Origin of the sequence: Vibrio aestuarianus (assembly GCF_012395185.1) — a bacterium.
GTDB lineage: Bacteria > Pseudomonadota > Gammaproteobacteria > Enterobacterales > Vibrionaceae > Vibrio > Vibrio aestuarianus.
The window spans coordinates 28,550-53,979 of the sequence record NZ_JAAZTU010000008.1 but is presented as its reverse complement, the minus strand read 5'-3'; the positions used below and the strand labels follow the sequence as shown (position 1 = coordinate 53,979).

At 44.1% G+C, this 25,430-nt stretch carries 24 protein-coding genes; 1 reads left to right on the top strand and 23 read right to left on the bottom strand.

Translation table 11 applies throughout. The features are described from left to right. Nucleotides 1-24: 24 nt before the first annotated feature. From HGG78_RS05340 to guaB, 4 genes are all read right to left on the bottom strand, one after another. Complete coding sequence (locus HGG78_RS05340) at nucleotides 25-624, bottom strand: acetate uptake transporter (RefSeq protein WP_053310388.1); 600 nt, start codon at nucleotides 622-624, stop codon at nucleotides 25-27. Between the two features lie 233 nt (nucleotides 625-857). Further along, nucleotides 858-2,540: a glycoside hydrolase family 19 protein gene (locus HGG78_RS05335; protein WP_172532267.1), complete on the bottom strand. Its 1,683-nt coding sequence runs from the start codon at nucleotides 2,538-2,540 to the stop codon at nucleotides 858-860. A gap of 252 nt (nucleotides 2,541-2,792) precedes the next feature. Beyond that, nucleotides 2,793-4,346 (bottom strand): glutamine-hydrolyzing GMP synthase, encoded by a 1,554-nt coding sequence (gene guaA / locus HGG78_RS05330; protein ID WP_053310390.1) that lies wholly within the window; start codon nucleotides 4,344-4,346, stop codon nucleotides 2,793-2,795. A 218-nt stretch (nucleotides 4,347-4,564) separates the two neighbouring features. After that, complete coding sequence (gene guaB, locus HGG78_RS05325) at nucleotides 4,565-6,028, bottom strand: IMP dehydrogenase (protein ID WP_053310464.1); 1,464 nt, start codon at nucleotides 6,026-6,028, stop codon at nucleotides 4,565-4,567. Nucleotides 6,029-6,257: 229 nt separating this feature from the next. Between guaB and xseA the strand changes: the two genes are divergently transcribed. Next, nucleotides 6,258-7,589, top strand: coding sequence for an exodeoxyribonuclease VII large subunit (gene xseA / locus HGG78_RS05320; protein WP_053310391.1), 1,332 nt, complete (start codon nucleotides 6,258-6,260; stop codon nucleotides 7,587-7,589). A 22-nt stretch (nucleotides 7,590-7,611) separates the two neighbouring features. On the opposite strand, the gene HGG78_RS05315 is transcribed toward xseA, so the two are convergent. From HGG78_RS05315 to trmJ, 19 genes are all read right to left on the bottom strand, one after another. Beyond that, nucleotides 7,612-7,836, bottom strand: a complete 225-nt coding sequence (locus HGG78_RS05315; RefSeq protein WP_172532266.1) for a zinc ribbon domain-containing protein — start codon at nucleotides 7,834-7,836, stop codon at nucleotides 7,612-7,614. 458 nt (nucleotides 7,837-8,294) lie between these two features. Further along, entirely contained in the window at nucleotides 8,295-9,779 is a 1,485-nt protein-coding gene (gene der, locus HGG78_RS05310; RefSeq protein ID WP_053310392.1) for a ribosome biogenesis GTPase Der, read from the bottom strand. A gap of 160 nt (nucleotides 9,780-9,939) precedes the next feature. Continuing rightward, complete coding sequence (gene bamB, locus HGG78_RS05305) at nucleotides 9,940-11,100, bottom strand: outer membrane protein assembly factor BamB (RefSeq protein ID WP_172532265.1); 1,161 nt, start codon at nucleotides 11,098-11,100, stop codon at nucleotides 9,940-9,942. A gap of 12 nt (nucleotides 11,101-11,112) precedes the next feature. Next, a complete protein-coding gene (locus tag HGG78_RS05300) occupies nucleotides 11,113-11,727 on the bottom strand; it encodes a tetratricopeptide repeat protein (RefSeq protein ID WP_172532264.1) in 615 nt (204 codons plus the stop codon). Between the two features lie 38 nt (nucleotides 11,728-11,765). After that, a complete protein-coding gene (gene hisS / locus HGG78_RS05295; protein ID WP_053310395.1) occupies nucleotides 11,766-13,034 on the bottom strand; it encodes a histidine--tRNA ligase in 1,269 nt (422 codons plus the stop codon). A gap of 24 nt (nucleotides 13,035-13,058) precedes the next feature. After that, nucleotides 13,059-14,183, bottom strand: a complete 1,125-nt coding sequence (ispG, locus tag HGG78_RS05290) for a flavodoxin-dependent (E)-4-hydroxy-3-methylbut-2-enyl-diphosphate synthase (protein WP_053310396.1) — start codon at nucleotides 14,181-14,183, stop codon at nucleotides 13,059-13,061. 8 nt (nucleotides 14,184-14,191) lie between these two features. Continuing rightward, entirely contained in the window at nucleotides 14,192-15,157 is a 966-nt protein-coding gene (gene rodZ, locus HGG78_RS05285; RefSeq protein ID WP_172532263.1) for a cytoskeleton protein RodZ, read from the bottom strand. 299 nt (nucleotides 15,158-15,456) lie between these two features. Beyond that, nucleotides 15,457-16,578: a dual-specificity RNA methyltransferase RlmN gene (rlmN, locus tag HGG78_RS05280; protein WP_053310398.1), complete on the bottom strand. Its 1,122-nt coding sequence runs from the start codon at nucleotides 16,576-16,578 to the stop codon at nucleotides 15,457-15,459. Nucleotides 16,579-16,804: 226 nt separating this feature from the next. Continuing rightward, a complete protein-coding gene (gene ndk / locus HGG78_RS05275) occupies nucleotides 16,805-17,230 on the bottom strand; it encodes a nucleoside-diphosphate kinase (RefSeq protein ID WP_053310399.1) in 426 nt (141 codons plus the stop codon). 67 nt (nucleotides 17,231-17,297) lie between these two features. Continuing rightward, a complete protein-coding gene (gene pepB / locus HGG78_RS05270) occupies nucleotides 17,298-18,593 on the bottom strand; it encodes an aminopeptidase PepB (RefSeq protein WP_172532262.1) in 1,296 nt (431 codons plus the stop codon). A gap of 195 nt (nucleotides 18,594-18,788) precedes the next feature. Further along, the gene (iscX, locus tag HGG78_RS05265) at nucleotides 18,789-18,983 is read right to left on the bottom strand and encodes a Fe-S cluster assembly protein IscX (RefSeq protein ID WP_053310401.1); all 195 of its coding nucleotides are present in this window, start codon (nucleotides 18,981-18,983) and stop codon (nucleotides 18,789-18,791) included. 57 nt (nucleotides 18,984-19,040) lie between these two features. After that, on the bottom strand, nucleotides 19,041-19,379 hold the full coding sequence (fdx, locus tag HGG78_RS05260; RefSeq protein ID WP_053310402.1) for an ISC system 2Fe-2S type ferredoxin: 339 nt from the start codon (nucleotides 19,377-19,379) through the stop codon (nucleotides 19,041-19,043). A gap of 11 nt (nucleotides 19,380-19,390) precedes the next feature. After that, the gene (hscA, locus tag HGG78_RS05255) at nucleotides 19,391-21,244 is read right to left on the bottom strand and encodes a Fe-S protein assembly chaperone HscA (protein ID WP_172532261.1); all 1,854 of its coding nucleotides are present in this window, start codon (nucleotides 21,242-21,244) and stop codon (nucleotides 19,391-19,393) included. A gap of 21 nt (nucleotides 21,245-21,265) precedes the next feature. Then, nucleotides 21,266-21,781 (bottom strand): co-chaperone HscB, encoded by a 516-nt coding sequence (hscB, locus tag HGG78_RS05250; protein ID WP_171980368.1) that lies wholly within the window; start codon nucleotides 21,779-21,781, stop codon nucleotides 21,266-21,268. Nucleotides 21,782-21,853: 72 nt separating this feature from the next. Further along, the gene (gene iscA / locus HGG78_RS05245; protein ID WP_172532260.1) at nucleotides 21,854-22,177 is read right to left on the bottom strand and encodes an iron-sulfur cluster assembly protein IscA; all 324 of its coding nucleotides are present in this window, start codon (nucleotides 22,175-22,177) and stop codon (nucleotides 21,854-21,856) included. Between the two features lie 59 nt (nucleotides 22,178-22,236). Next, nucleotides 22,237-22,620: a Fe-S cluster assembly scaffold IscU gene (gene iscU, locus HGG78_RS05240; RefSeq protein ID WP_053310406.1), complete on the bottom strand. Its 384-nt coding sequence runs from the start codon at nucleotides 22,618-22,620 to the stop codon at nucleotides 22,237-22,239. A 55-nt stretch (nucleotides 22,621-22,675) separates the two neighbouring features. Further along, nucleotides 22,676-23,890, bottom strand: a complete 1,215-nt coding sequence (locus HGG78_RS05235; RefSeq protein ID WP_053310407.1) for an IscS subfamily cysteine desulfurase — start codon at nucleotides 23,888-23,890, stop codon at nucleotides 22,676-22,678. 26 nt (nucleotides 23,891-23,916) lie between these two features. Continuing rightward, nucleotides 23,917-24,438, bottom strand: a complete 522-nt coding sequence (gene iscR / locus HGG78_RS05230; RefSeq protein WP_071233038.1) for a Fe-S cluster assembly transcriptional regulator IscR — start codon at nucleotides 24,436-24,438, stop codon at nucleotides 23,917-23,919. 117 nt (nucleotides 24,439-24,555) lie between these two features. Continuing rightward, nucleotides 24,556-25,284 carry a tRNA (cytosine(32)/uridine(32)-2'-O)-methyltransferase TrmJ gene (gene trmJ / locus HGG78_RS05225; RefSeq protein WP_053310409.1) on the bottom strand — a complete coding sequence of 243 codons (729 nt, stop codon included), beginning with the start codon at nucleotides 25,282-25,284 and terminating at the stop codon, nucleotides 24,556-24,558. Between the last annotated feature and the right edge of the window lie 146 nt (nucleotides 25,285-25,430).

The following is a 25,430-nucleotide window of genomic DNA, read 5'->3' as shown; positions in this document are numbered from 1 at the left end:
CCCTTTTTTTATTTTGTATTTTAATTACGCTGCAATTTCTTGTGTAGCAACAACAGGCTCAGACGCTTTCTTCTCACCGATTGGCAAAATAACACGACCATATTCGTTGTTTAACACTTGTGCCATAGCGAAATAGATAGCACTAGCACCGCAGAAGATACCTTCAAAACCAGCAATCGTACCAATCAGTTCACTACCCGTGAAATCACGAGCAGCTAATAGAGCAAACAAAATGGTTAGTGAACCAAATACAACTTGCTTAGCGCGTGGGTAACACAGTGAACCAATGAACATGAAACCAGTGAAGATCCCCCAAAGAGCTAGGTACCAACCCATAAAGTTTGCAGGACTTGCAGGTAAGCCCATATATGGCATTACGATCAAGCCAACAAGCGTTAGCCAGAACAAACCATACGAAGTGAATGCCGTGGTACCAAACGTATCACCACGTTTAAAGCACATGATACCCACGATAACTTGGCTTAAACCGCCGTAAAAAATACCCATTGCTAGAATCATAGAATCTATAGGGAAAAAGCCTGCATTATGGATATTAAGCAGGATAGTCGTCATGCCAAAACCCATTAGGCCTAGCGGCGCTGGATTGGCCAATTTAGTAGACATTCGCGAGTACCTTAAAAAAAGTTGATAAAAATTACGCGCGGATTTTAGTGGAGGCAACACAAAAATGGAAAGAACATTAACGGAAATTAAGATTCCATTTTTAGCGATCAAATTGTTTAAAAAGCAAACAGCACGACCTTGGAAGATCATGCTGTTGATTTAACACATAAACTATATATTTGAGGTAAGCCAACACCGTAGCTGCTTCAAATAGAAAAGAGATAAATGAAAAGTTACTGGCAGTTCACTTCATCCCAAAACCAATTACTTTGCGTTGGTGTTTCCCACACTCCCGGATTATTTTTCGCGACAAAGCACTTTCCATTGTGCGTAACCTTATCTCCAGTTTTCGCTTGGGTTACTCCCGCTTGCCATACAGAGAAATCTGAACTTGGCGGTGTAGGCTCAGGTTCTGTCACAACTGGTGATTCAACTGGCGTAGAAGGAAGCGGATCTGGATTTGTGGGCACTGTAGCTTCACCGGATACCAATTTCCAAGGATCACCTTGAGTTGGCTCATTGCCTTGTGACCACCATTTAGCTTCATAGATCGCCCCTTTGTAACTGACTTTATCCCCAGTATTATAGACTTTTGCAGAGTCCCAAGCCGCGACACCACCTACTGGAGGTTCAGTTGGTATTTCGGGATCAATACTGTCAACCACTCGTACTTGTGGCCAATTAGCGTGCGAGCCATAGAAATTAGTGACACATTTCTCGTAATCTCCCGCGACTAGAGCAGAATATGCGGTTTGAAAGCCCACCAGCTCACATTCAAAGGAGTAGCCACCTGGGCGGTCTGAATAATATTTCCAATTGCCATCCCAGTTGGTATAAAGCACATCCGTCGCGCCATTAAGGTTAAGACTTCCATACGGTGTTTGTTGCCAGCAGGTATTTTTTTCGTCTGACTCCACAGGAATTTGATAATGATTGGCTAAGCCTTCCCAGTAACGAATTCGGTTAACAGGCTGACCTTTATCTTTATTCTGTTCACCACATTCAATACCACCATTGATCACATTGATGGTGGTGCCAAAACCGTATCCAATACCAGCGTCTGATTCACGTTGTGAAGGTGTCCAGGTTCGGTCAATCACATGTAACATGGCTGGCTTTGGTGCTTGAGGAGTTAAAAAGAACCAAATTGCCGACGCCAGGTTCAACCAAGAATCGGCAACTAAGCCTGGATTATTGAGTAATACTGTTGCGTCACCGTCAAACATCACTTCAGAAAACGCACCATAGTTGAAGTGATACGAAAGTTGTTTAGCCCCGCGGCCAAAATACCCTTGACCTGTTGCACATGGCCAACGTGCATTTTGCCAGTCGTTTTGACCACAGCCGGTTGTATAACCACTTTGACCTTCAGACCAGCCCATTTCACGAACGTGAACCAACGCCTGTTGCCACTCTTCCAGTGCTAGTGGGTTGTCGGAAACATTGTCTTTCGCGATATGCCCACCCGTCTCTTGAGAGAAATGAGCGAAAGCCGTCACAATCGATTTTTTACAGATGGCGTCGGAATCTCGCCCATCGGTGTACTCGCCGCAAAAGGCAGGAAACTTACCGATAGCCCGCAAAAAGCGAGTGTACGTATATTCAGGAGCAGCCATTTGCGTAAGGAAATCCCATTCATATTGAGGAAATACTCGCTCAACTCGTTTTACGTTTTCCGGGTTGGCATCAAGCCCAGGGATGATTGCTTCAACTATTGTATTAGAGCGCGTTTCTAAGGCCTGAGCCCAAATCTGATACATAGGATCAGCGGTTTTCGCTTGCTCGGCAGTTTGAAGATCCGTTTTAGAAACGATGTAGCCCGCTGAATTTTCAGGGTCAGGTAAGATGGTGAGCGCATAACTGTTTGCCGCAAAAGTACAGCAAACTAACGTCGCTAAGTGCTTTATTTTCAACATATAACATCCTTTGTGTTACCAGTAGATATGACACTTACAATAGAGATAGACAGATGAACTACGGTAGTAAAAGTTAAAAGCACAGTGTCAAACTGCGACTGATTTCGTTGCGAGGAACAACCGTTACCTTGAGAAGACATTGACATTGGAATGCTTGTCGACAAACGAAAAAAAGCCTCAAAAAAATTTGAGGCTTTTAGAGATCAATCAACCTTTCATCAGGTTAAGTAAACAAGGATGCAACTTCGGGGATTATTCCCACTCGATAGTTGCTGGTGGTTTACCTGAAATATCATAAACCACGCGAGAAATACCATTCACTTCATTAATAATGCGGTTAGAAACTTTACCTAAGAAATCGTAAGGTAAATGTGCCCAATGCGCTGTCATGAAATCAATCGTTTCTACCGCACGCAGCGATACAACCCAATCGTATTTACGTCCATCGCCCATTACACCTACAGAACGAACTGGTAGGAAAACAGTGAACGCTTGAGATACTTTGTTGTATAGGTCAGCAGCGTGTAGTTCTTCAATGAAGATAGCATCTGCGCGGCGCAGTAGATCACAGTACTCTTTTTTAATTTCGCCAAGAACGCGAACACCAAGGCCAGGTCCTGGGAATGGGTGACGGTAAAGCATATTATAAGGAAGACCTAGCTCTAAGCCGATCTTACGGACTTCATCTTTAAATAGCTCACGTAGTGGCTCAACCAAGCCCATTTCCATATCATCCGGCAAACCGCCTACGTTATGGTGAGATTTGATCACATGTGCTTTACCGGTTTTCGACGCTGCAGATTCGATTACATCAGGGTAAATCGTGCCTTGCGCTAGCCATTTTGCATTTTTCAGCTTTTTCGATTCTTCATCAAAGATATCAACAAAAACGTGACCAATAATTTTGCGCTTCGCTTCAGGATCAGACTCACCTTTTAGCGCGTCAAGGAAGCGTTGTTCCGCATTAACATGAATAATGTTTAGGCCAAATTTGTTGCCAAACATATCCATCACTTGCTCAGCTTCGTTTAAACGCAACAAGCCATTATCAACAAATACACACGTTAGTTTGTCGCCAATTGCGCGGTGCGCAAGCATCGCAACAACCGAAGAATCCACACCACCAGACAGGCCAAGAATCACTTCATCGTCACCTACTTGCTCTTTAATACGAGCAACCGCATCTTCGATGATCGATTCAGCAGTCCATAAACGCTCACAACCACATACGTTCAGTACGAAGTTTTCTAGCATTTTCAGACCATTTTTGGTGTGCGTTACTTCTGGGTGAAATTGCACGCCGTAGTATTTTTTCTCTTCATTTGCCATCGCCGCATAAGGACAAGTATCCGTTTGGGCAATTTTGGTAAAGTCGGCAGGGATCTCTACCACTTTATCGCCGTGACTCATCCAAACATCTTGAGTGGCTTCAAGGCCAGCAAACAGTGCAGAGTCACCGGTGACTTGAACGGCAGCATAACCAAATTCACGTTCATCAGAGCTTGCGACTTTACCGCCTAATTGCTCAGCCATGGTCTGCATGCCGTAGCACACACCAAAGACAGGAACGCCGGAGTCAAATACGTATTGAGGCGCACGCGGAGAATTAGCTTCAGTTACACTTTCAGGGCCACCAGAAAGAATGATACCGTCTGGGTTGAATTCACGAATATCCGCTTCTTCTACATCCCAACTCCACAGTTCACAGTAAACACCGATTTCACGAACACGGCGAGCCACTAGTTGAGTATATTGAGAACCGAAGTCCAAGATCAGAATACGTTGGTCATGAATATTTTTAGTCATTTTGGGCAGTCTTATCGTTCACCTCAGCTAAGGATAATCTAAGTCATTCACACCGACTTTCGATACTACAATCAGCGTGAAAATCTAACACTTGTTGATTTTCTTACCCTGAGCTGTGGTTATAGGTTATGAAAACGAGGCGAGTGTACCCGCCTCTCATCAATGCTTCAAGGAAAAAGCAAACGTTTACGTCCAGTTAATTACTCTTTAATCAGAGATTAACCACGGCGGTAGTTTGGTGCTTCCTTAGTAATTTGAACGTCGTGTACGTGAGATTCAGCCATGCCCGCACCAGAGATACGTACAAATTCAGCTTTAGTGCGCATTTCTTCGATTGTCGCAGAGCCAGTTAGCCCCATGCTTGAACGTAAACCACCCATTTGCTGATGAACGATTTCTTTTAAGCGACCTTTGTAAGCGATGCGACCTTCAATACCTTCAGGTACTAGCTTGTCTGCTGCATTATCTGATTGGAAATAACGATCTGATGAACCTTGAGACATCGCACCAAGAGAACCCATTCCACGGTATGCTTTGTATGAACGACCGTTGTATAGAATCACTTCGCCCGGCGCTTCTTCAGTACCCGCAAACATTGAGCCAACCATGACACAAGATGCACCAGCAGCAATCGCTTTACAGATATCGCCAGAGAAACGGATGCCGCCATCAGCAATGACAGGAATACCATACGCATTTGCAACTTCGGCTGCATCTGAAATAGCGGTAATTTGAGGAACACCAACGCCAGTAACGATACGAGTGGTACAAATAGAACCAGGACCAATACCGACTTTTACCGCGCTGACACCCGCTTCAATAAGCGCTTTAGCACCTGCACCTGTTGCCACGTTACCACCGATAATATCAAGTTCAGGATAAGCTGCGCGAGTTTCACGAATACGGTTCAATACACCTTCAGAATGACCATGAGATGAATCAATAAGAAGTACATCCACGCCCGCTTCAACCAATGCTTTTACGCGCTCTTCATTACCCGCACCAGCACCAACAGCGGCACCAACACGCAGGCGGCCTTGCTCGTCTTTACATGCATGAGGTTTACGTTCAGCTTTGTGGAAATCTTTTGCTGTGATCATACCGGTTAATTTGAATTGATCATTCACCACCAGTACTTTTTCAACACGCGCTTTATGCATACGTTCTTGTACTTCTTGGCGTGACGCCCCTTCTTTTACCGTCGCTAAGCGCTCTTTTGGCGTCATCACAGCTTCAACTTTTTTCGTTAAATCAGTAACGAAACGAACGTCACGGCCAGTAATGATACCAACCAGTTCATTGTTATCACTCACTACAGGGAAACCAGCAAAACCGTGTTTCTCAGTTAAATCCATGACATCTTGAATCGTAGCATCTGGGCGAACTGTTACAGGAGCTGTCACCACACCCGCTTCGAAGATCTTAACAAGACGAACTTGCTCTGCTTGTTGTTCGATAGACATGTTTTTATGGATAAAACCAATACCACCCTCTTGTGCAAGAGCGATCGCTAGGCGAGCTTCTGTCACTGTATCCATTGATGCAGAAATCATTGGGATGTTCAGTGCAATATTTTTGGTCAGCTGAGTACGAAGATCGGCTGTGTTTGGGAGAACGGTGGAGTGTGCTGGCACGAGAAGTACGTCGTCGAATGTCAGCGCTTCTTTGGCAATTCTTAGCATTTGCAATATCTCACAATTAAGAGGAGTGAATAAAAGGTCAATCCAAGTTGTTTCATTCAACCTAATTAATCATTAAAAAGGAAAAGTGATTTGGATTTGATATTGCGGACGGATTATACGCCCGAGGCAATCGCTTGACCACTCATTTTTTTATTTTTTATTTGCATTTCACGTCTTGATATGTATTATCTTTCCGCTAATTTCCATACCTTCGTCTAGGGGATTAGCCTTGTCTTCTCTGGCCAACGAAAATATCTACACTGTCTCTCGGCTAAATGCTGAAGTTAGACTACTTCTTGAAAATGAAATGGGAATTGTGTGGCTGGTTGGTGAAATATCTAACTTCTCATCTCCAGTTTCTGGCCACTGGTATTTATCACTCAAAGACTCCCGTGCCCAAGTTAAATGTGCCATGTTTAAGGGCAGCAATCGCTTTGTCTCTTTCAAGCCTAAAAATGGTCAGCAAGTTTTAGTTAAAGCACGCCTTTCCCTGTATGAACCTAGAGGTGACTACCAGATCATCATCGAAAGTATGCAGCCAGAAGGAGACGGTCGGCTTCAGCAAGAATTTGAAAAACTGAAAATGCAATTGGCCGCCGAAGGTCTATTTGCTCAATCCAATAAACGTCCATTACCGGAAAATCCAAAATGCGTAGGCGTCATCACATCTAAAACTGGGGCGGCTTTATTCGATATTCTTGATGTACTCAAGCGTCGCGATCCCAGCTTACCGGTGATTGTCTACCCCACCATGGTGCAAGGTGAACAAGCCGCGATACAGATTGCACAAGCCATCGGCAGAGCTAATGCGAGAGCAGAATGTGATGTATTGATTGTGGGAAGAGGCGGCGGTTCATTGGAAGACTTATGGTGTTTTAACCATGAGATCGTAGCACGCACTATCGCTGCTAGTGAGATCCCGATTATTAGTGCTGTAGGCCATGAAATTGATATTACAATTGCCGATTTCGTTGCTGATGTTCGAGCACCAACTCCTTCTGCGGCAGCAGAGTTGGTCAGCCGTGATAATAGCCATAAGCAACAAACATTTACTAACTATCAGCACAAGCTACGTAGTGCAATACGCCACTACATAAGCCAGCAACAGCAACAAGTTAATGCTCTTAATTACGCATTACAAAAGCAGCACCCTAATTACCGCTTACAACGCCAAACACAACAGCTTGATGAAACACAAATGCGCCTTCAACGTGCTATGAGCTCTTTTATCACTCGTAAGCGACAACATGTAAGTGAGCAATTTCATCAATTGCAACTGAACTCACCGGTTCAAAAGCTTGCTCAACAGCAACATAGATTGGCGAAAACTGAACAAAAGCTGCTTGATGTAATGGATAGAAAGCTGTTAACCACTCGCCATAAGCTTGCGCTAGCCGCTGAAAAATTAGATACGGTTAGCCCATTAGCCACCTTAAAACGTGGTTATTCTATTACTCAAGATCAGCACGGTAAGGTTATCAGTCAACCTTCAGATGTAAAAACGGGCGATCAACTGATCACCCGTCTTGCCGATGGCGAAATTTATTCTACCGTGAACTGATGTCCGAAACAGTACAAACCGCCTAATCTTGTGGCTTGAACTCAAATCGAATTTTCGATTTCGATTTGAGTTCATTGCACTGATTACAGAAATAATTAGCCGCCCCACACGCTTGTAGCTTTTCTAACTCTGATTCACAGCTAGGGCAAAAACCTACTTTATTGAAATGTTTTTCACACTCACTACAGTGATAACGACCATCCCATTCTAAGGGCTTTGCGCAGCAAGGGCACAGGTTCTCATTCATATCAAAATCCACTTAAATAATGTATTCGCAAACTATGCTCCAAGATAACGTCATTGTCGACATTGATCCTCATCACAATACTTTAATCAATGTGTATATCCTCTTTCGAATGGCACTATGATCACTAAAAGATCTCAGCCTGATCATTTGCTTTATCTACTCTGATCAGCGATCTCCCCTCAAAAGAACATTTATATAACCACACACCGAAAGCATAAGTTACATATCCTGCATTTGGATTTTTAGCGATATAAAATATCGTTATTTGTTTTTATACTCACCATGTAAAGAACTAATGAAAATGATCTTTCACTCTACACTACTCAGTAAGCACTGCTTAAAAATTACTCTCAATACTATTCTCTGGACGCTTTTCATTTAAGTGAAGTGTATCCGTTCTACTACAGATAAAAAAATACCCAAGCCTTGGCTTGGGTATTTTTTTATCTAATAAAGGGTTACTTAGTACGACCTTTCATCATCGTCATAAGGCGTTTGCGCTTGCGCTCTTGAGACAAGGTTAATTTATTAGTCTTACCTTCAAATGGGTTATCACTGCTTTGGAAGTGAATACGAATTGGCGTACCCATAATTTCCAACGATTTACGGTAATAGTTCATTAAGTAACGTTTGTATGAATCTGGTAGTTCGTTAACCAAGTTACCATGTACCACAACGATTGGCGGGTTATAGCCGCCAGCATGCGCATATTTCAGTTTTACGCGGCGACTACGTATCATTGGCGGTTGGTGATCATCCGTTGCCATTTTCAATATCCGCGTCAGTACAGAAGTGCCAACACGAGTTGTCGCAGATTTGTACGCTTCTTGCACTGATTCAAATAAGTGACCCACACCAGTGCCATGCAGCGCGGAAATAAAGTGGATACGAGCAAAATCGACGAAACCTAGACGACGATCCAACTCTTTCTTTACACGCTCTTTTACGTCGTTATCAAGGCCATCCCACTTATTGACAGCAAGAACAATTGAACGACCCGCATTCAGTGCAAAACCAAGTAAACTTAAGTCTTGGTCTGAGATATTTTCACGTGCATCGATAACCAATAGAACAACGTTTGCATCTTCGACAGCTTTCAGTGTTTTAACTACCGAGAATTTTTCTACCGTTTCATTAATGCGAGTACGGCGACGAACACCTGCGGTATCAATCAATACATATTCACGCTCATCACGCATCATTGGGATGTAGATTGAATCGCGAGTGGTTCCTGGCATATCGTAAACCACGACACGCTCTTCACCAAGAATACGGTTAATCAATGTTGATTTACCGACATTAGGACGACCAATGATTGCAAGTTTAATCGGTTGATCTTGAAGACGCTTAAACTCTTCTTCCGCTTCTTCTTCCGTGTAATCAAGCTTTTCTTCAACATCTTCAAAGTCAGTGAGATCTTCGATATCACCTTTCGCCAGTTCAATCATCTCTTCTGCGAAAGGATTCAACGCACGATCAATCAAAATACCAACACCACGACCATGTGCAGCGGCGATCTGATACATCTGATCAACGCCCAATTTCCAGAATTCAGCACATGCAGCATCAGCATCAATACCATCTACTTTGTTCACGACAAGGATGGCACGTTTCTCAATTTTACGCAGATGTTGTGCAATAACTTCATCAGACGCTGTCAGACCTGCGCGGCCATCAACCATAAATAGCACGACATCGGCTTCGTCAATGGCAGCTAATGATTGCTGTGCCATTTTGGTCTCAACACCTTCTTCACTGCCATCAATACCACCGGTATCAATAACGATAAATTCGTGTTCACCTAATTTCGCTTGGCCATATTTACGGTCACGCGTTAAACCAGGGAAATCCGCTACTAACGCATCACGAGTGCGAGTTAATCGGTTAAACAGCGTAGATTTACCGACATTCGGACGCCCAACAAGAGCAACAACAGGAACCATAACAACCTCTACAAATATATTCACTTATGTAGTTATAGGTAAACACTTGCTAGCAAGCGCGAAATTTTTACCTATAACCACATCACTTTATTTCATTTATCTCAACAAAACGGCCCCTAACTGTTACCAGCCAGGAGCCGAATGTGAATTATATCACGATTTATTTTTTAATCGTCAGTTTCTTTACATTGCCACTGCGGGTGATGATCACGTAGCCATCGGTTACCGCTAAAGGACCAACAGCAAATCCGCTGCTATCGACTAATTGCTGAGCAACAAATTCACCACTGCTACGATCAATCCAGTGCAAGTAACCTTCATTATCGCCCACAACAATGTAGCCATTAATAATAGACGGTGCTGTTAACAAGCGGTTTTCTAGCTTGTCATTGCTCCATAACTCGGTTCCACTACGGGCATCAACAGCAGCAAGGTGATCTTTATCAGTCACTACGAATAGACGTCCACCATCACTTACCATATCAGTCGATGAAGAGTAGTTACGCTTCCAAGCTGGCTTGCCTGAACGAAGATCGATCGCAATTAACTGGCCATTGAAACCTACAGTGTAAAGCATACCGCCGATCACAATGGGTGACGCATCGACATCAACCAACCGGTCAATTTCGGTCGCGCCCTTAGGCATACCAACAGGCTGATGCCAAATCAATTGACCACGCTCTACAATGGCGGCAGCTAATCGACCACTTGCCGTGCCCCAAAATACGCCACCAGAAACAGTAACCGGTTTGCTATCTCCACGCAGGGTTAAATTAGGTACTTCAGTGCTAATTGCCCACTTCTGCTCACCGGATTCTTGATCTAAACCGATCAGAGTGCCACGGCTGGTATTGACAATAACAATGTTGTTATCAGCGGCTGGCGCAGCGAGTACCTCACCATCCACTTCAACTTGCCAGGCAAGCTCACCCGTTTCTTCATCAAGAGCAATCACTACACCATTTTCACTGCCAATGTAAATTTGGCTATAAGCGGCAGTGATACCACCAGACAAACGCATGCTACCATCTTGTTCTAGGTCGTTTTTCCAAAGCTCTTTGCCGCTTTCAGGATCGAGCGCTTTAACTAAACCATCGCGACTTGCAACAAAAACTTTGCCATATGCATATTCTGGAGACAACTTTGAGAAGTAGTGACCAACACCATCACCAATAGAAGCACTCCATTGAGTCGTCGGTGTAAATTCACTCGATACCACAGGCACAGGAGCCATGATCACGGTATCTTCTTCGCTAGCACATCCTGCTAGTGCCCCTAGCACCACAGCAGCAACGAGCACTTTGTTGAACAACTTTTTCATCAACTTGTGCCCTTATTTGGCTAAATCATCCAGTTTCATTTGCAATGTTTGACTTGCGTCATCAGCTTGTTGCGCCTCGGTATAAGCTGCATAAGCCGCATCGATATCACCTTTACGCAATAAGATATCACCTCGAAGCTCAGCAATACGTCCAGCCCAATTTTCATCGCTAATCGTTGCTAACTCAGCAAGAGCAGCATCATAGTTGCCTTGCTCAGATTTAATACGCGCAACACGGTAAGTTGCAAGTGGAAGAATCGCAGCGTCTTTAGTATTTGCTTTTGCCCACTCAAGCTGTGCAAGTGCTTCGTCTATTTGACCGGCTTCAACCTGAACTTTAGCCAATTGCAAAGCGGCTAAAACTGAATATTCTTTGCCTTTATTGTTATCAATAAAACTTTGAACATTGCTTTCAGCATCAACGCCACTGGCGCTCAATGCCGTAACCATTTTGGTGTAACTTTCTGAAGCAGCTTCTTGCGCAGCGGTTACGCTGTCTTGGTAATAACGCCAACCGAATAGGCCACCTAAACCAATAACAGCCCCAAAGATCACCGCTTTACCGTTCTCTTTCCACCAATCTTTTATCGCTTCAACTTGTTGTTCTTCAGTATCGTAGAGTTCCACTTCCTGTCCTCTTTAAAAGATGTCTCAAATACGCTTGCTTATACAAGGTGTTCTAGTTTGCTCGCGACTTCAGTTTGAGAAATCGTAATTTGTTCGCCACCGGTTAGATCTTTCAGAACTACCGTGTTTTCTGCCACTTCGTTCTCGCCGAGAACAAGCGCAACAGCCGCACCGACTTTGTCAGCACGCTTAAATTGTTTTTTGAAATTACCACCACCGAAGTGGGTCATGACACGTAGCCCCGGAATTTGACCACGTAATTGCTCCGCAAGCTTCATTCCCGCCATCATCGTGCCATCACCAGCACTCACCATGTAAACGTCAACGCTACGACGAACTTCTGTCAGCTCTAGTGTTTCCATCATCAGTACTAAACGTTCTAAGCCCATTGCAAATCCAACGGCTGGTGTCTCTTTGCCACCCAGTTGTTCCACAAGGCCATCGTAACGACCACCACCACAAACCGTACCTTGAGCACCTAAACTTTCGGTGATCCACTCAAATACGGTGCGGTTGTAGTAGTCTAAACCACGAACCAAACGTTCATTAACTTGGTATTCGATGCCTGCGGCATCAAGAAGTTCACACAAACCTGCAAAATGTTGTGCCGATTCCGCATCTAGATATTCAGATAACTTTGGTGCATCACCTAAAATAGCTTGAATGTCTGGGTTTTTGGTATCAAGAACACGCAACGGATTGGTATACATGCGGCGTTTAGCTTCTTCATCCAATACTTCTTGATGTTGCTCTAAATACGCAATCAACGCCGTGCGATAATTAGCACGAGCCTGTAAAGATCCAATAGAGTTCAGTTCCAAACGCACGTGTTTATCGATGCCTAGCTCACGCCATAGACGCGCTGTCATCATAATCAATTCAGCGTCAACATCTGGGCCATTTAACCCAAACACTTCCACACCACATTGATGGAATTGACGGTAACGTCCTTTTTGAGGACGTTCATGACGGAACATTGGTCCCATGTACCATAGACGTTGTTCTTGGTTGTACAGTAAGCCATTTTCGATACCAGAACGCACACAGCCAGCGGTACCTTCAGGACGCAACGATAAACTGTCGCCATTGCGGTCTTCGAACGTGTACATCTCTTTCTCAACCACATCGGTGACTTCACCAATAGCACGGCTAAATAGATGTGTCATCTCAACGATTGGCATACGGACTTCATTGTAACCGTACGCACTGATCACATTTTTTACTGTACCTTCCACTTTTTGCCACAGTGGAGATTGCGTTGGGAGGCAGTCGTTCATGCCTCGAATTGCTTGAATAGTTTTTGCCACAATAATTACCGAAATGTCGTGAGATTAATTTTGTTCGATTTGAGTTACGTCGATTCGATTCTTTTCATCAAGAATGGACGCTTTAGCACGAATCTTAGCTTCTAATTGATTAACGAGATCGTCATTATCAAAACGTTCTTTCTGGCGTACACCATCTTCATAGAAGGCGCTTTTCTTATTACTTCCCGCCAAACCTAAATGGGAAACTTCCGCCTCACCAGGTCCATTCACAACGCAACCGATAATAGAAACATCCATTGGTGTAATAATATCTTCTAAACGTTGCTCAAGTGCGTTCACGGTGGAAATCACATCAAATTCTTGACGAGAGCAGCTAGGACAAGCAATAAAGTTAATGCCACGAGAACGGATACGCAGCGATTTCAAAATATCGAAACCGACTTTGATCTCTTCAACCGGATTTGCTGCCAGAGAAATACGCAGCGTATCACCGATACCTTCCGCAAGCAGCATACCTAAACCAACCGCCGATTTTACCGAACCTGCTCGCGCGCCACCGGCCTCGGTAATACCTAAGTGCAGTGGTTGATCAATTTTTTGTGCTAACAATCGATAAGAATCAACGGCTAAAAAGACGTCAGATGCTTTTACACTAACCTTAAACTGGTCAAAATTGAGGCGATCTAAGATATCAACGTGGCGCATAGCTGACTCAACCAACGCCGCCGGCGTTGGTTCACCGTATTTCATCTGGATATCTTTTTCTAAAGAGCCACCATTCACACCAATACGGATCGGAATATCATAATCACGAGCGCAATCGACAACCGAGCGAATACGCTCTTCGTTGCCAATATTACCTGGGTTGATACGCAAACAATCAACACCGTACTCCGCCACTTTCAAAGCGATACGATAGTCAAAGTGAATGTCTGCTACTAATGGCACATTCACCTGCTGTTTGATCAATTTAAATGCTTCAGCAGCATCCATCGTTGGCACAGATACTCTTACGATATCAGCGCCTACATTTTCTAACGCTTTAATTTGCGCGACCGTCGCCGCCACGTCTGTGGTGCGGGTATTGGTCATCGATTGTACGGCAATAGGTGCGCCATCACCGATAGGCACATTACCGACATAAATGCGCGTCGAAGCACGACGCTTAATTGGAGACTCGTATTGCATAGTATTTTCTAAGGTAAGGTGAATCTAGCGACTTTGCCGGAAGTATACCCAGAAAGGTCGACAGGTTCACTCGCAAATGTCATTGAAACGCTCTCAGGGGCACCCAAAATAATCTGCAGTGGTGCTTCGCCCGCTAATGTTACTGTCTGTCCTGCTTTTTTAATGCCAGTCGACAAGGTTTTACCGGATGCGTCTTTTATTTGAATCCAGCAATCAGCATTAAATGATAAAGAAAGAGGAGAAAAGCCAGTATCCACTTGACTGGTATTTTCTGGGTTGCTGGCTGAAATTGGCTCTGCTTGCGCTTCCACTACATTAGGCTCTGGTTCAACAATATCTTCTTCAGATGACGGGATCAGCTCAGCAGTTTGAATGTCCACTTGCGGATCTGACGCCACCTCTTCATTGCTGTCAGTTTCTGACACTAATTCAGAAGCTGTAGTGAACTGATCATCAGTGACACGCTCGACAGGAACAGATGCCATATCTTGATCAAGAACAGAAACAATAGGCTCATTGTGTTCTAAAAGTTCCGTTTCCTGTTGTTGGTTTTGCCACCACCATAGTGATGATATGCCGATCAAAATTGCAAAAATCCCCCAAGTGAGGGTCATGATACGGCTATCGTGTTTCTCTCGCTTAGTCTTCTTTGAGAAACTTTGCATTGGTTGTTCGCGAGGAATGGCTGGATAACTATCTTCGAAAGCAGCCAATATTTCTGACTCTTTGATTCCAACTGCTTTAGCGTACGAGCGCAAATAACCGCGAGTAAAGGTCGCAACCTGACCATCTGGAAAATGGTTTTCTTCTAAATTTTGAATAATCGAAAGACGTAAACGTAATCGATCAGCCACTTGTTTTTGAGTTAAGCCCAACGCTTCGCGTTTTGCCTTCAATAAAGTGCCTGGTTTTACGGTGTGATTCTCTACGGTAACTTGTTCTTGTTCAGTACTCATCCGCTTTTTACATCTCATTATGTTATGGCTTGAACGGCACAATCATCACTTTTTTACTTGTTTTTTAGTAGCAACGAATTAGGCGCATTCCAGCGGTGTAAAAACTTTGCATTAATTTATGCAGGCGATTTTAGAAATAGCTTTAGCTTGATGAACAATTCTAATGGATATTTGATGTTAAACAACATCGCTTTGGGAAAGAAATTACTGACAGGTCAAGATTTTTCATTAAATTGACCTCAAAATGAGGTTAAATCATTTCAAATGGTAAAAATGAACAAAGCCAGAGAAATCTCTAGCTTTGCTTAGGGTGTTATTTAAAGCGCTTTGACAGCAATCACATCACCGTGCATTTGCTTGATTTTTGTTCGCTTAGTACGGTCAATCACGTCTCCCACTAGCTGCCCGCATGCTGCATCAATATCATCACCGCGAGTCTTACGTATTGTTACCGTATGCTCGTACTGCATTAATGTTTTTTGGAAGCGGTCAATGCGTGAGTTGCTTGGTTTTTTATATGGTGAGCCAGGGTATGGATTAAACGGGATCAGGTTAATCTTGCACGGCGTGCCTTTCATTAATTGAGCCAGTTCATGGGCGTGATCCATGTCGTCGTTGACATGATCGAGTAAAACGTATTCTACGGTCACTTTTCCACGGTTTGCATTGGAAGAGGCAATATAACGGCGTACCGATGCTAAGAAATCTTGAATATCCCAACGATCATTGATCGGCATGATTTCACTACGCAGCTTATCGTTTGGCGCATGCAAAGAAATGGCTAAGGCGACATCAATTTGCCCCGTCATTTGATCTAAGCCAGAAACCACACCAGACGTCGATACCGTTACGCGGCGTTTTGATAACCCAAAACCGAGATCATCCAGCATAATTTCTAACGCTGGGATCAAGTTTTTCATGTTGAGTAATGGCTCACCCATTCCCATCATGACAACGTTAGTGATAGGACGACGGCCAGTTTCTTTTTCCAAACCGATTTCACGTGCAGCACGCCAAACTTGGCCAATGATCTCTGACACTTTTAAATTACGATTGAAACCTTGTTGAGCGGTTGAGCAGAATTTACATTCTAATGCGCAGCCCACCTGAGATGAAACGCACAGTGTCGCGCGATCTTCATCGGGAATATATACCGTTTCAACATCTTGATCGCCAACACGCATTGCCCACTTGATAGTGCCATCAGAAGAGTGCTGTGCTTCAGATACGATAGGAGCGCGAATTTCACATTTTTGCTGTAGCTTTTCACGCAACTTCTTATTGATGTTTGTCATGCTCTCGAAGTCATCACAACCAAAATGGTAGATCCACTTCATTACTTGATCAGCACGGAATGCTTTTTCACCAAGTTCCTCAGCAAAAAAATGACGCAGCCCCTTGCGATCAAAATCGAGTAGATTGACTTTTTCAGTAGCCATGTAGCCTCACAGAGATGGAAACAATAATTAAGGGCGCGAATTGTACAGCCTTTAGACATCTACAACAAGGGGACTAAAACCACGAGTTTCTTAAGGCCATAATATCTCACCAGTAAAATTGAGGGATGAATTTTATCGGCTCAATGCCAACGCTGTAAAAACAAAAAATCCGCAGTACGTAGGGATACTGCGGATGATGTTCTATTTAAATGCATGACAAGCAAGATTAGCGAGGGCAGATTTCTGATTCAGGAAAGAAAAAAGCAATTTCGCGCGCTGCTGACTCAGGGCTGTCACTTCCGTGTACAGAGTTATAACGCATACTTAATGCGTAATCAGCACGAATAGTGCCGCAAGCGGCCTCTTCTGGGTTGGTTTTACCCATCAGCTCACGGTAACGAGCGATGGCATTCTCCCCTTCAAGAACTTGAACCATAATCGGTCCTGAAGTCATGAATTTGGTCAGATCAGCGAAGAAGGCTTTGCCTTCATGTTCAGCATAAAAGCCACCGGCTTGCTCTTGATTCAAATGCAACATTTTTGCGGCAACAATACGCAAATCCGCTTTCTCAATACGGTGATAAATTTCACCAATCAAGTTACGTTCTACTGCATCGGGCTTAATGATAGAAAAGGTTCTTTCTAGAGCCATAAGGTTGTCCTTCTACTTTTGTTTTTTTAGTTATAATTAGCGGCCAACATACTTGGCCGCCTCAAAATTATTTGGCTTGGTCAGTTAAGATACGAGCTAGCGTGCGTACGCCCATTCCCGTAGCGCCTGCCGCCCACTTGTCACTTGATGATTTGCGGTAAGTACCCGCACAATCAAAGTGCAACCAGCCTTTCTTATAATCTTCAACAAAGTAAGAAAGGAAAGCGGCCGCTGTACTTGCGCCTGGTGAATAATCACCAGAGCTGATATTAGAAAGATCGGCAAAACTGGAAGGTAGCATGCTGCGGTGGAAATCAGCCAAAGGTAGTGGCCATAGCCCCTCTTTTTCCTGACTTGCCGCAGTAAGTGCTTGATGTGCTAACTCGTCATCAAAGCTCAGTAGCGCGTGGTAATCATTACCCAACGCATTTTTCGCTGCGCCCGTTAGTGTCGCACAATCGATAATCAGCTCTGGTTTTTGTGCATCGGCGAACATCAAGCCATCAGCAAGCACTAAACGGCCTTCCGCGTCGGTGTTCATAATTTCAACGCTAGTACCATTTTTATAAGTGATAATATCACCCAGTTTTAGTGCACGACCTGACACCATGTTTTCCGCACAGCAAAGGATCAACTTCACTCGCTTATTGAAACCACGCATGATCGCCAGACCTAGGCCGCCGGTAATAGTACCAGCCCCGCCCATATCCGCCTTCATGGATGTCATGAAATTTGATGGCTTGAGGCTATAGCCGCCAGAATCAAAAGTAATTCCTTTGCCCACTAGACAAGCAAATACTGGGGCATCTTCCTTGCCCGTTGGGTTGTAATCCAACTGCAGCATTGCCGAAGTACGCTCAGAGCCGCGCCCGACAGCATAAATCCCTTCCCACCCTTCAGTAAGAAGATCTTTATCTTTCACAATACGGTAGCTGACATGGTCCGGTGCCAGTGACTTGATAAATTCAGCGGCCATCGTCGCTAACTGACGAGGTGCTACTTCTTCAGCACTTTTGTTGATGATATCACGCGTCCATTCAGTCGCTTTGATGCGATACTCCAGCTCTGCTTGCTCTTGCTCAGCCAGTGGTTGCCACTCTAATGTGTTAAGTTTTTTCGCTTCACGGTAGCCTTGATGGAATGCCCAAATGCTTTCGAGATCCCAGCCCTCACCTTGTAAACTGATGGCTCTGATGCCTTGCGAATCCAACTTACGTGCTGCACGCTGAACAGTTGCGACATCGTGCAAACCTTCGATTACATGAATAGTTACGCCATTTTCTGAAAATGACAAAATCGCCTTGTCTCCCCACTGAGGCTGGGCAGCTTCTTGGCTAATAAATACAGACATCTTTGTAGACATGGTTTCTCCTTGCCTGGATATGGCCTTACCTGTGCCATTACGATTAAATAACGAGAGGATGTTAGCATTTTGTAGGGTTAAAATGTCAAGTTGATAAAAAAACGGACCATAAGGTCCGCTTTTTTTAGCAAGAATTGTTAACTCGGTGATGTTTTACCAAATTACCATAGCGTTAGCGATGGGATTAAACAAACATTAGTCGATTTCTTCCATCCAACATAAGATGATGGCTTCTAAGATTTTTTCGTTAGAACGGTTCGGTTCATCATCAAATTCATCCAGTTCCATTACCCATTGATGTAAGTCGGTAAAACGTACATTTTTAGGATCGACATCTGGATACAAATCACATAGCTCAATCGCAATATCGCGAGAATCTGTCCATTTCATCTTATTGCCCTTATTTAATCAAACACTGGCGTAAGCGGATTGCCCACGCCGCGCTTACTAGTGATCTTCAGAAGCGAGGTTTAGCGTGTACTTGGGAATTTCGACCACTAAATCTTCACTACAGACTCGAGCTTGGCATCCAAGGCGAGATTCTGGCTCTAGACCCCATGCTTTATCAAGCATGTCATCTTCCAGTTCATCACTTTCATTCAGTGAATCAAACCCTTCACGGATGATGACGTGACAAGTTGTACAAGCGCATGACTTTTCACAGGCGTGCTCAATAGCGATTCCATTTTTCAAAGCGACATCAAGCACGGTTTCGCCTGTTTTTGCTTCAAGCACGGCACCTTCAGGGCAAAGATCTTCATGAGGTAAAACAATAATCTTAGGCATAATTTTTCTCTTTAAATATCGTCCACAGACTGGCCAGCCAATGCCGAGCGAATCGACTTATCCATTCGACGTGCAGCAAAATCTTGGCTAGCTTTGTCTGTATCTTTAATACCTTGCTCAATGGCATCGGCACTTTCACCATTGCGTAGTGCAATTAACGCTTCAATCGCACCAAGTAATTGCTGTTTTTCACTTTCTGTAAGAAGCTCATCGCCATCAGCATGCATCGCTGAAATAAGCCCTTCAATAACGCGGTCAGCTTCAACTCTTTGCTCTGCTAGTACACGAGCTTGCATGTCTTTTTCAGCAAACGCCATTGAGTCTTTAAGCATGTCCGCCACTTCGTTATCACTCAAACCATAAGAAGGCTTAACTTGAATTTCAGACTGAACACCAGTGCTCTTTTCCATTGCTGTGACGGATAGCAAACCATCAGCATCAACTTGATAAGTGACACGAATATGAGCAGCACCCGCGGTCATCGGTGGAATACCTTTTAAAGAAAAACGCGCTAATGAACGGCAGTCATCGACCATCTCACGCTCACCTTGCACGGTATGAATAGTCATCGCCGTTTGGCCATCTTTAAAAGTAGTGAATTCTTGAGCTCTTGCGACTGGAATCGTAGTGTTGCGTGGAATGATTTTCTCGACCAATCCACCCATGGTTTCGATACCCAGTGAAAGCGGGATAACATCAAGCAGCAGCATTTCAGAGTCAGGCTTGTTACCTACCAAAATATCCGCTTGAATAGCCGCACCAATCGCCACGACTTCATCAGGGTTAATGCTGGTCAGTGGTGTACGACCAAAAAATTCACCGACTAAATCACGAACTAAAGGCGTACGAGTTGATCCACCAACCATCACCACTTCTAGCACTTCATCGGCATCAATTTCAGCATCTTTCAAAGTACGACGGCACGACAATAATGTTTTCTTAACCAGTGGTGTGATCAGTTGATTAAACTCTTCACGCGTAAAATGCCCGTCCCAGCCTAATACCGAAACATCAACACTGGTTGTATCCGACAACGCTATTTTGGCCGCGGTAGCCGCATCCAGTAACGTGCGGTTTTGCTCTGCACTTAATGGTGAAGGCAAGCCGATTTGCGCTTGTAAATGTTCAGCAATTAAATGGTCAAAATCATCACCACCTAATGCAGAATCTCCGCCAGTTGCCAGTACCTCAAATACGCCTTTAGACAGTCGTAAAATAGAGATGTCAAATGTGCCACCACCTAAATCGTAAACAGCGATAACGCCTTCTTGAGCGGAGTCTAAACCGTAAGCAATGGCAGCTGCCGTCGGTTCATTGAGCAAACGAAGCACATGCAGACCAGCAAGATTAGCCGCATCTTTGGTTCCTGCACGCTGCGCATCATCAAAATAAGCCGGTACAGTGATGACCACGCCAGCCAGCTCACCACCTAGTGATTGCTCAGCACGTTTAGCCAATGACTTTAGAATATCAGCCGATACTTGAATCGGATTTTTATCACCCTGCGCCGTTTGCAAAATAGGTAAACCATTGTCACTGGCTTTAAAGTGATAAGGTAAGGTTGGGTAGCGCGCTTGAATATCAGTCAATGAGCGTCCAATCAAACGCTTCACAGAAATAATGGTGTTAGCAGGATCACGTTGTGCTTTTTCTCTGGCAGCATCGCCAACCAAACTTGTTTCTGCCGTGTAATGCACAACTGAAGGCAGAATACTACGGCCTTGCTCATCAACAAGCGTTGTCGCATCACCGCTTCGAACGGAAGCGACTAATGAGTTAGTCGTACCAAGGTCAATACCTGCCGCGAGTTTATGCTGATGCGGCGCGGAGCTTTGACCTGGTTCTGCAATTTGAAGTAATGCCATTGATTGGTCCTTATTACGGAATTAGCCGAGTAAACGTTCTTCGACTCGTTCTATTTCATGTTTTAGTTTGGCAATAAATTTCAGCTTACGAACCGTATCAGCAGCAGTGCTCCACTGGTTTTCATTCAGCTGTTGCTCAACTAAAGTAAGATGTTGTTTATACATCTTGCTTACTTTGCTTTCAAAATCGAATAAAGCACTTTCTGCTTCAGGATGCGAAGCGATATCTTCCAACTCTTCACGCAATTCCATTTGTTCCATTAAGAACATCGGATCTTGCAGGGTTTGGTGCTCACCCCGTAGCTCGATACCATTTTCTGCCAGCAGATATTCCGCGCGAGTTATGGGAGCTTTTAATACTTGATAAGCATCATTGATTTGAGAGGCTTTTTGCACAGCAAGTAAGCGGTCTCGTTCTGAAGCAGTTGCAAAGTTATCCGGATGGAAGCGCTTTTGCAAAGCCAGAAACTGGGAAGAAAGAAGGCTACCATCCAGCGCAAACTGACTTGGTAGCCCAAATAATTCAAAGTAGTTCATTAACACATCGCTCCTAGTGCTCGGTACTAGGCTCGTTATCAATGATGAGCCTAGCTATCCGAAAGCTAACCATTACACGTTGAAGCTTTCACCACAACCACATTCACTTTTCGCATTTGGGTTGTTGAATTCAAAACCTTCGTTTAGCCCTTCTTTTACGTAGTCTAGCTGTGTGCCGCTGAGATAAACGAGGCTTTTTGCATCGATAATGACTTTTACACCATGATCTTCAAACACTTGATCTTCATTGTTGAGTTCATCAACAAATTCCAGTACATAAGCCATACCCGAGCAACCGGTCGTTTTCACTCCAAGACGTAATCCAACGCCTTTGCCTCGGTTATCCAGAAATGCTCTAACGCGATTTGCTGCTGCTTCAGTTAAGGTAATGGCCATACTACAACCCTAGATTCTTGGTTTGAAATTGTGGGAGTGAACGTTCACTCCCTGATAAATTATTGTTGGTGTTTCTTTTTATAGTCAGCAACGGCTGCTTTGATAGCATCTTCTGCCAAAATTGAGCAGTGAACTTTAACGGGTGGAAGTTCAAGTTCTTCAGCAATTTCAGAGTTCTTAATTGCAGCTGCTTCATCAATGCTTTTACCTTTTACCCATTCAGTTACTAATGAGCTTGAAGCAATAGCGCTACCACAACCATAAGTTTTAAACTTCGCATCTTCAATGATGCCTTCTGGTGTGACTTTAATTTGCAGTTTCATTACGTCACCACAAGCGGGCGCGCCAACCATACCACTACCAATTGATGGATCTTCTTTATCAAAAGAACCTACATTGCGTGGGTTTTCGTAGTGATCAATTACTTTTTCGCTGTATGCCATGATAGTTTCCTCTAATCCTCTATTTCCTTGGGAATAACTAGTTCTTTATGAATAACTAGTGATGTGCCCACTCAACGGTGTTCAGATCAACTCCCTCTTTATACATATCCCATAGAGGAGACATGTCGCGTAATTTACTAACGGCTACACGGATTTGCTCAACCGCGTAGTCAATTTCTTCTTCTGTCGTGAAACGACCAAACGAGAAACGCACTGAGCTATGTGCTAATTCATCGTTGAGCCCCAGAGCACGCAGTACATACGAAGGCTCCAAGCTTGCTGATGTACAAGCACTGCCCGATGATACGGCAAGGTCTTTTAAAGACATCAGCAACGATTCACCTTCAACGAAAGCAAAACTCACGTTTAGGTTGTGCGGAACTCGTTGCTCTAGATCACCATTTACTGTAACGGCTTCCATATCTTGGACTCCAGCAAGTAAACGGTCACGCAGTGCTTTGGCGTGTGCGAAATCGTTTTGCATCTCTAGTTTTGCAATGCGGAACGCTTCACCCATACCGACAATTTGGTGAGTCGGAAGTGTACCTGAACGGAAACCTCGTTCATGACCGCCACCGTGCATTTGCGCCTCAAGACGAATACGAGGTTTACGACGAACGTAAAGTGCACCAATACCTTTCGGGCCATATATCTTATGTGCAGAGAAAGAGATCAGATCAACTTTCATTTCTTGCACATCAAGAGGCACCTTACCTGCCGATTGTGCGGCATCAACGTGGAAAATAACTTTGCGCTCACGACACAATTCGCCGATTGCAGAAATATCTTGGATAACACCAATTTCGTTGTTCACGTGCATGATCGAAACAAGAACCGTATCATCACGTAGTGCTGCTTCTAACTTTTTAAGATCAATTAAACCATTAGATTCAGGCTCAAGATAAGTCACTTCATAACCTTCACGCTCAAGTTGGCGACAAGGATCAAGCACGGCTTTGTGCTCGGTTTTACATGTAATGATATGCTTACCTTGCTTAGCATAAAAGTGCGCAGCACCTTTAATTGCGAGGTTATCTGATTCTGTAGCGCCAGAAGTAAATACGATTTCACGTGGATCTGCATTGATTAGATCTGCAATTTGCTCACGCGCCGTGTCTACCGCTTCTTCTGCCTGCCAGCCATAACGGTGAGAACGAGAAGCCGGGTTACCGAAATTACCGTCCATCGTCATGCACTGAACCATCTTTTCAGCCACACGAGGATCAACAGGACAGGTAGCTGAATAGTCAAAATAAATAGGCAGTTTCATTTTCTACTCCAATGTAAACATCGCCGCTATGAGCGAGCATTAAGACCTACGGGTGCCGAGCCGATTGTAACGGCATTAGTATTTTTCTTGGTTAACCCGTGGTTTATCGTAAGACCTATGTCTTGGCGATCAGAAATTTGTAGGACTTCATTATCAACCATCAACTCACCAAGAGAGATGTTATTGAGAAAGTCACTGATGCGTGAGCTTAGATCACGCCATAATGTATGGGTTAGACAGCGAGTACCACCTTGGCAGTCACCTTTACCATTACATTTGGTTGCATCTACGGATTCATCCACAGCCGCAATTACAGTACCAATCGAAATTGTGCATGCATCAGCACCTAAGCGGTAACCACCACCAGGGCCACGCACACTCGCCACTAAGCCAGCTTTGCGCAATTTAGAAAAAAGCTGCTCTAGGTAAGAGAGCGAAATACCTTGGCGCTCTGAAATATCCGCCAGTGGCACTGGGGTTTGCTGCGAATGCAGAGCCACATCTAACATGGCTGTTACCGCATATCTTCCTTTAGATGTAAGTCTCATATCATACCGTATCCACATTGATTATGTGGTTAGTATTTTTCCATACCCGACTAAAATGGTCAAGTATTTATTTGACTAAATTAGTCAGGTATTTAACCATTTAATAAAAGAGGTTAATTACTTAGTAGTGCTATGCTTTTCAATTGACGTTAGAATACCGCGTAATATATTGATTTCTTGAGCTTCAGGACGTGCACGACTGAATAGACGACGAAGTTTATTCATTACCTGACCGGGCTGTTCTTTAGAGATAAATTGGGTTTGAGTAATCACCTTTTCAAGGTGCTCATAAAACATTTCTAGCTCATTGTGACGTGAGTAAACTTCTTGAGGCTGCGATGGATAACCCTTTTTCTCGTAATCCAAATGCGCAATACGAATCTCGTAGCTCAAGGTTTGCACTGCCATTGCTAAGTTCAAAGAACTGTATTCTGGGTTAGCAGGAATACAGACGTGGAAATGACACTTTTGCAGCTCTTCGTTAGTTAAGCCCGTTCGTTCGCGACCAAACACCAACGCGACAGGATGCTGTTGACCCTCAATTGCAAATTTCTCACCGCATTCTCGCGGCTCAAGCATTGGCCATTCTAATGTACGAGAGCGAGCACTTGAACCCACCACCAAACCACAGTTTTCAACGGCTTGGTCTAATGTTTCAACAATTTCTGCATTTAGCGCGATGTCGCTAGCGCCCGCAGCTAAAGCAATCGCTTGAGCGTCAACTTCGCATTGCGGCGCAACCAAAACCATTTTGCTCAGCCCCATCACTTTCATTGCACGGGCCGCAGAGCCAATATTTCCAGAATGAGAAGTGCCCACCAAAACGACTTTTACATTGTCTAACATTGCACATAACACCAATAAAATTAAAACGCCGAGATATTAACATAAACCTGACCAAAATAGTCAGGTCCTTGTGTGATACAAGACCGAACGAGCAAAAAATAACCACTTCCTTTTTAATAAAAATTTGGTATACTGCCGCCCGCTTT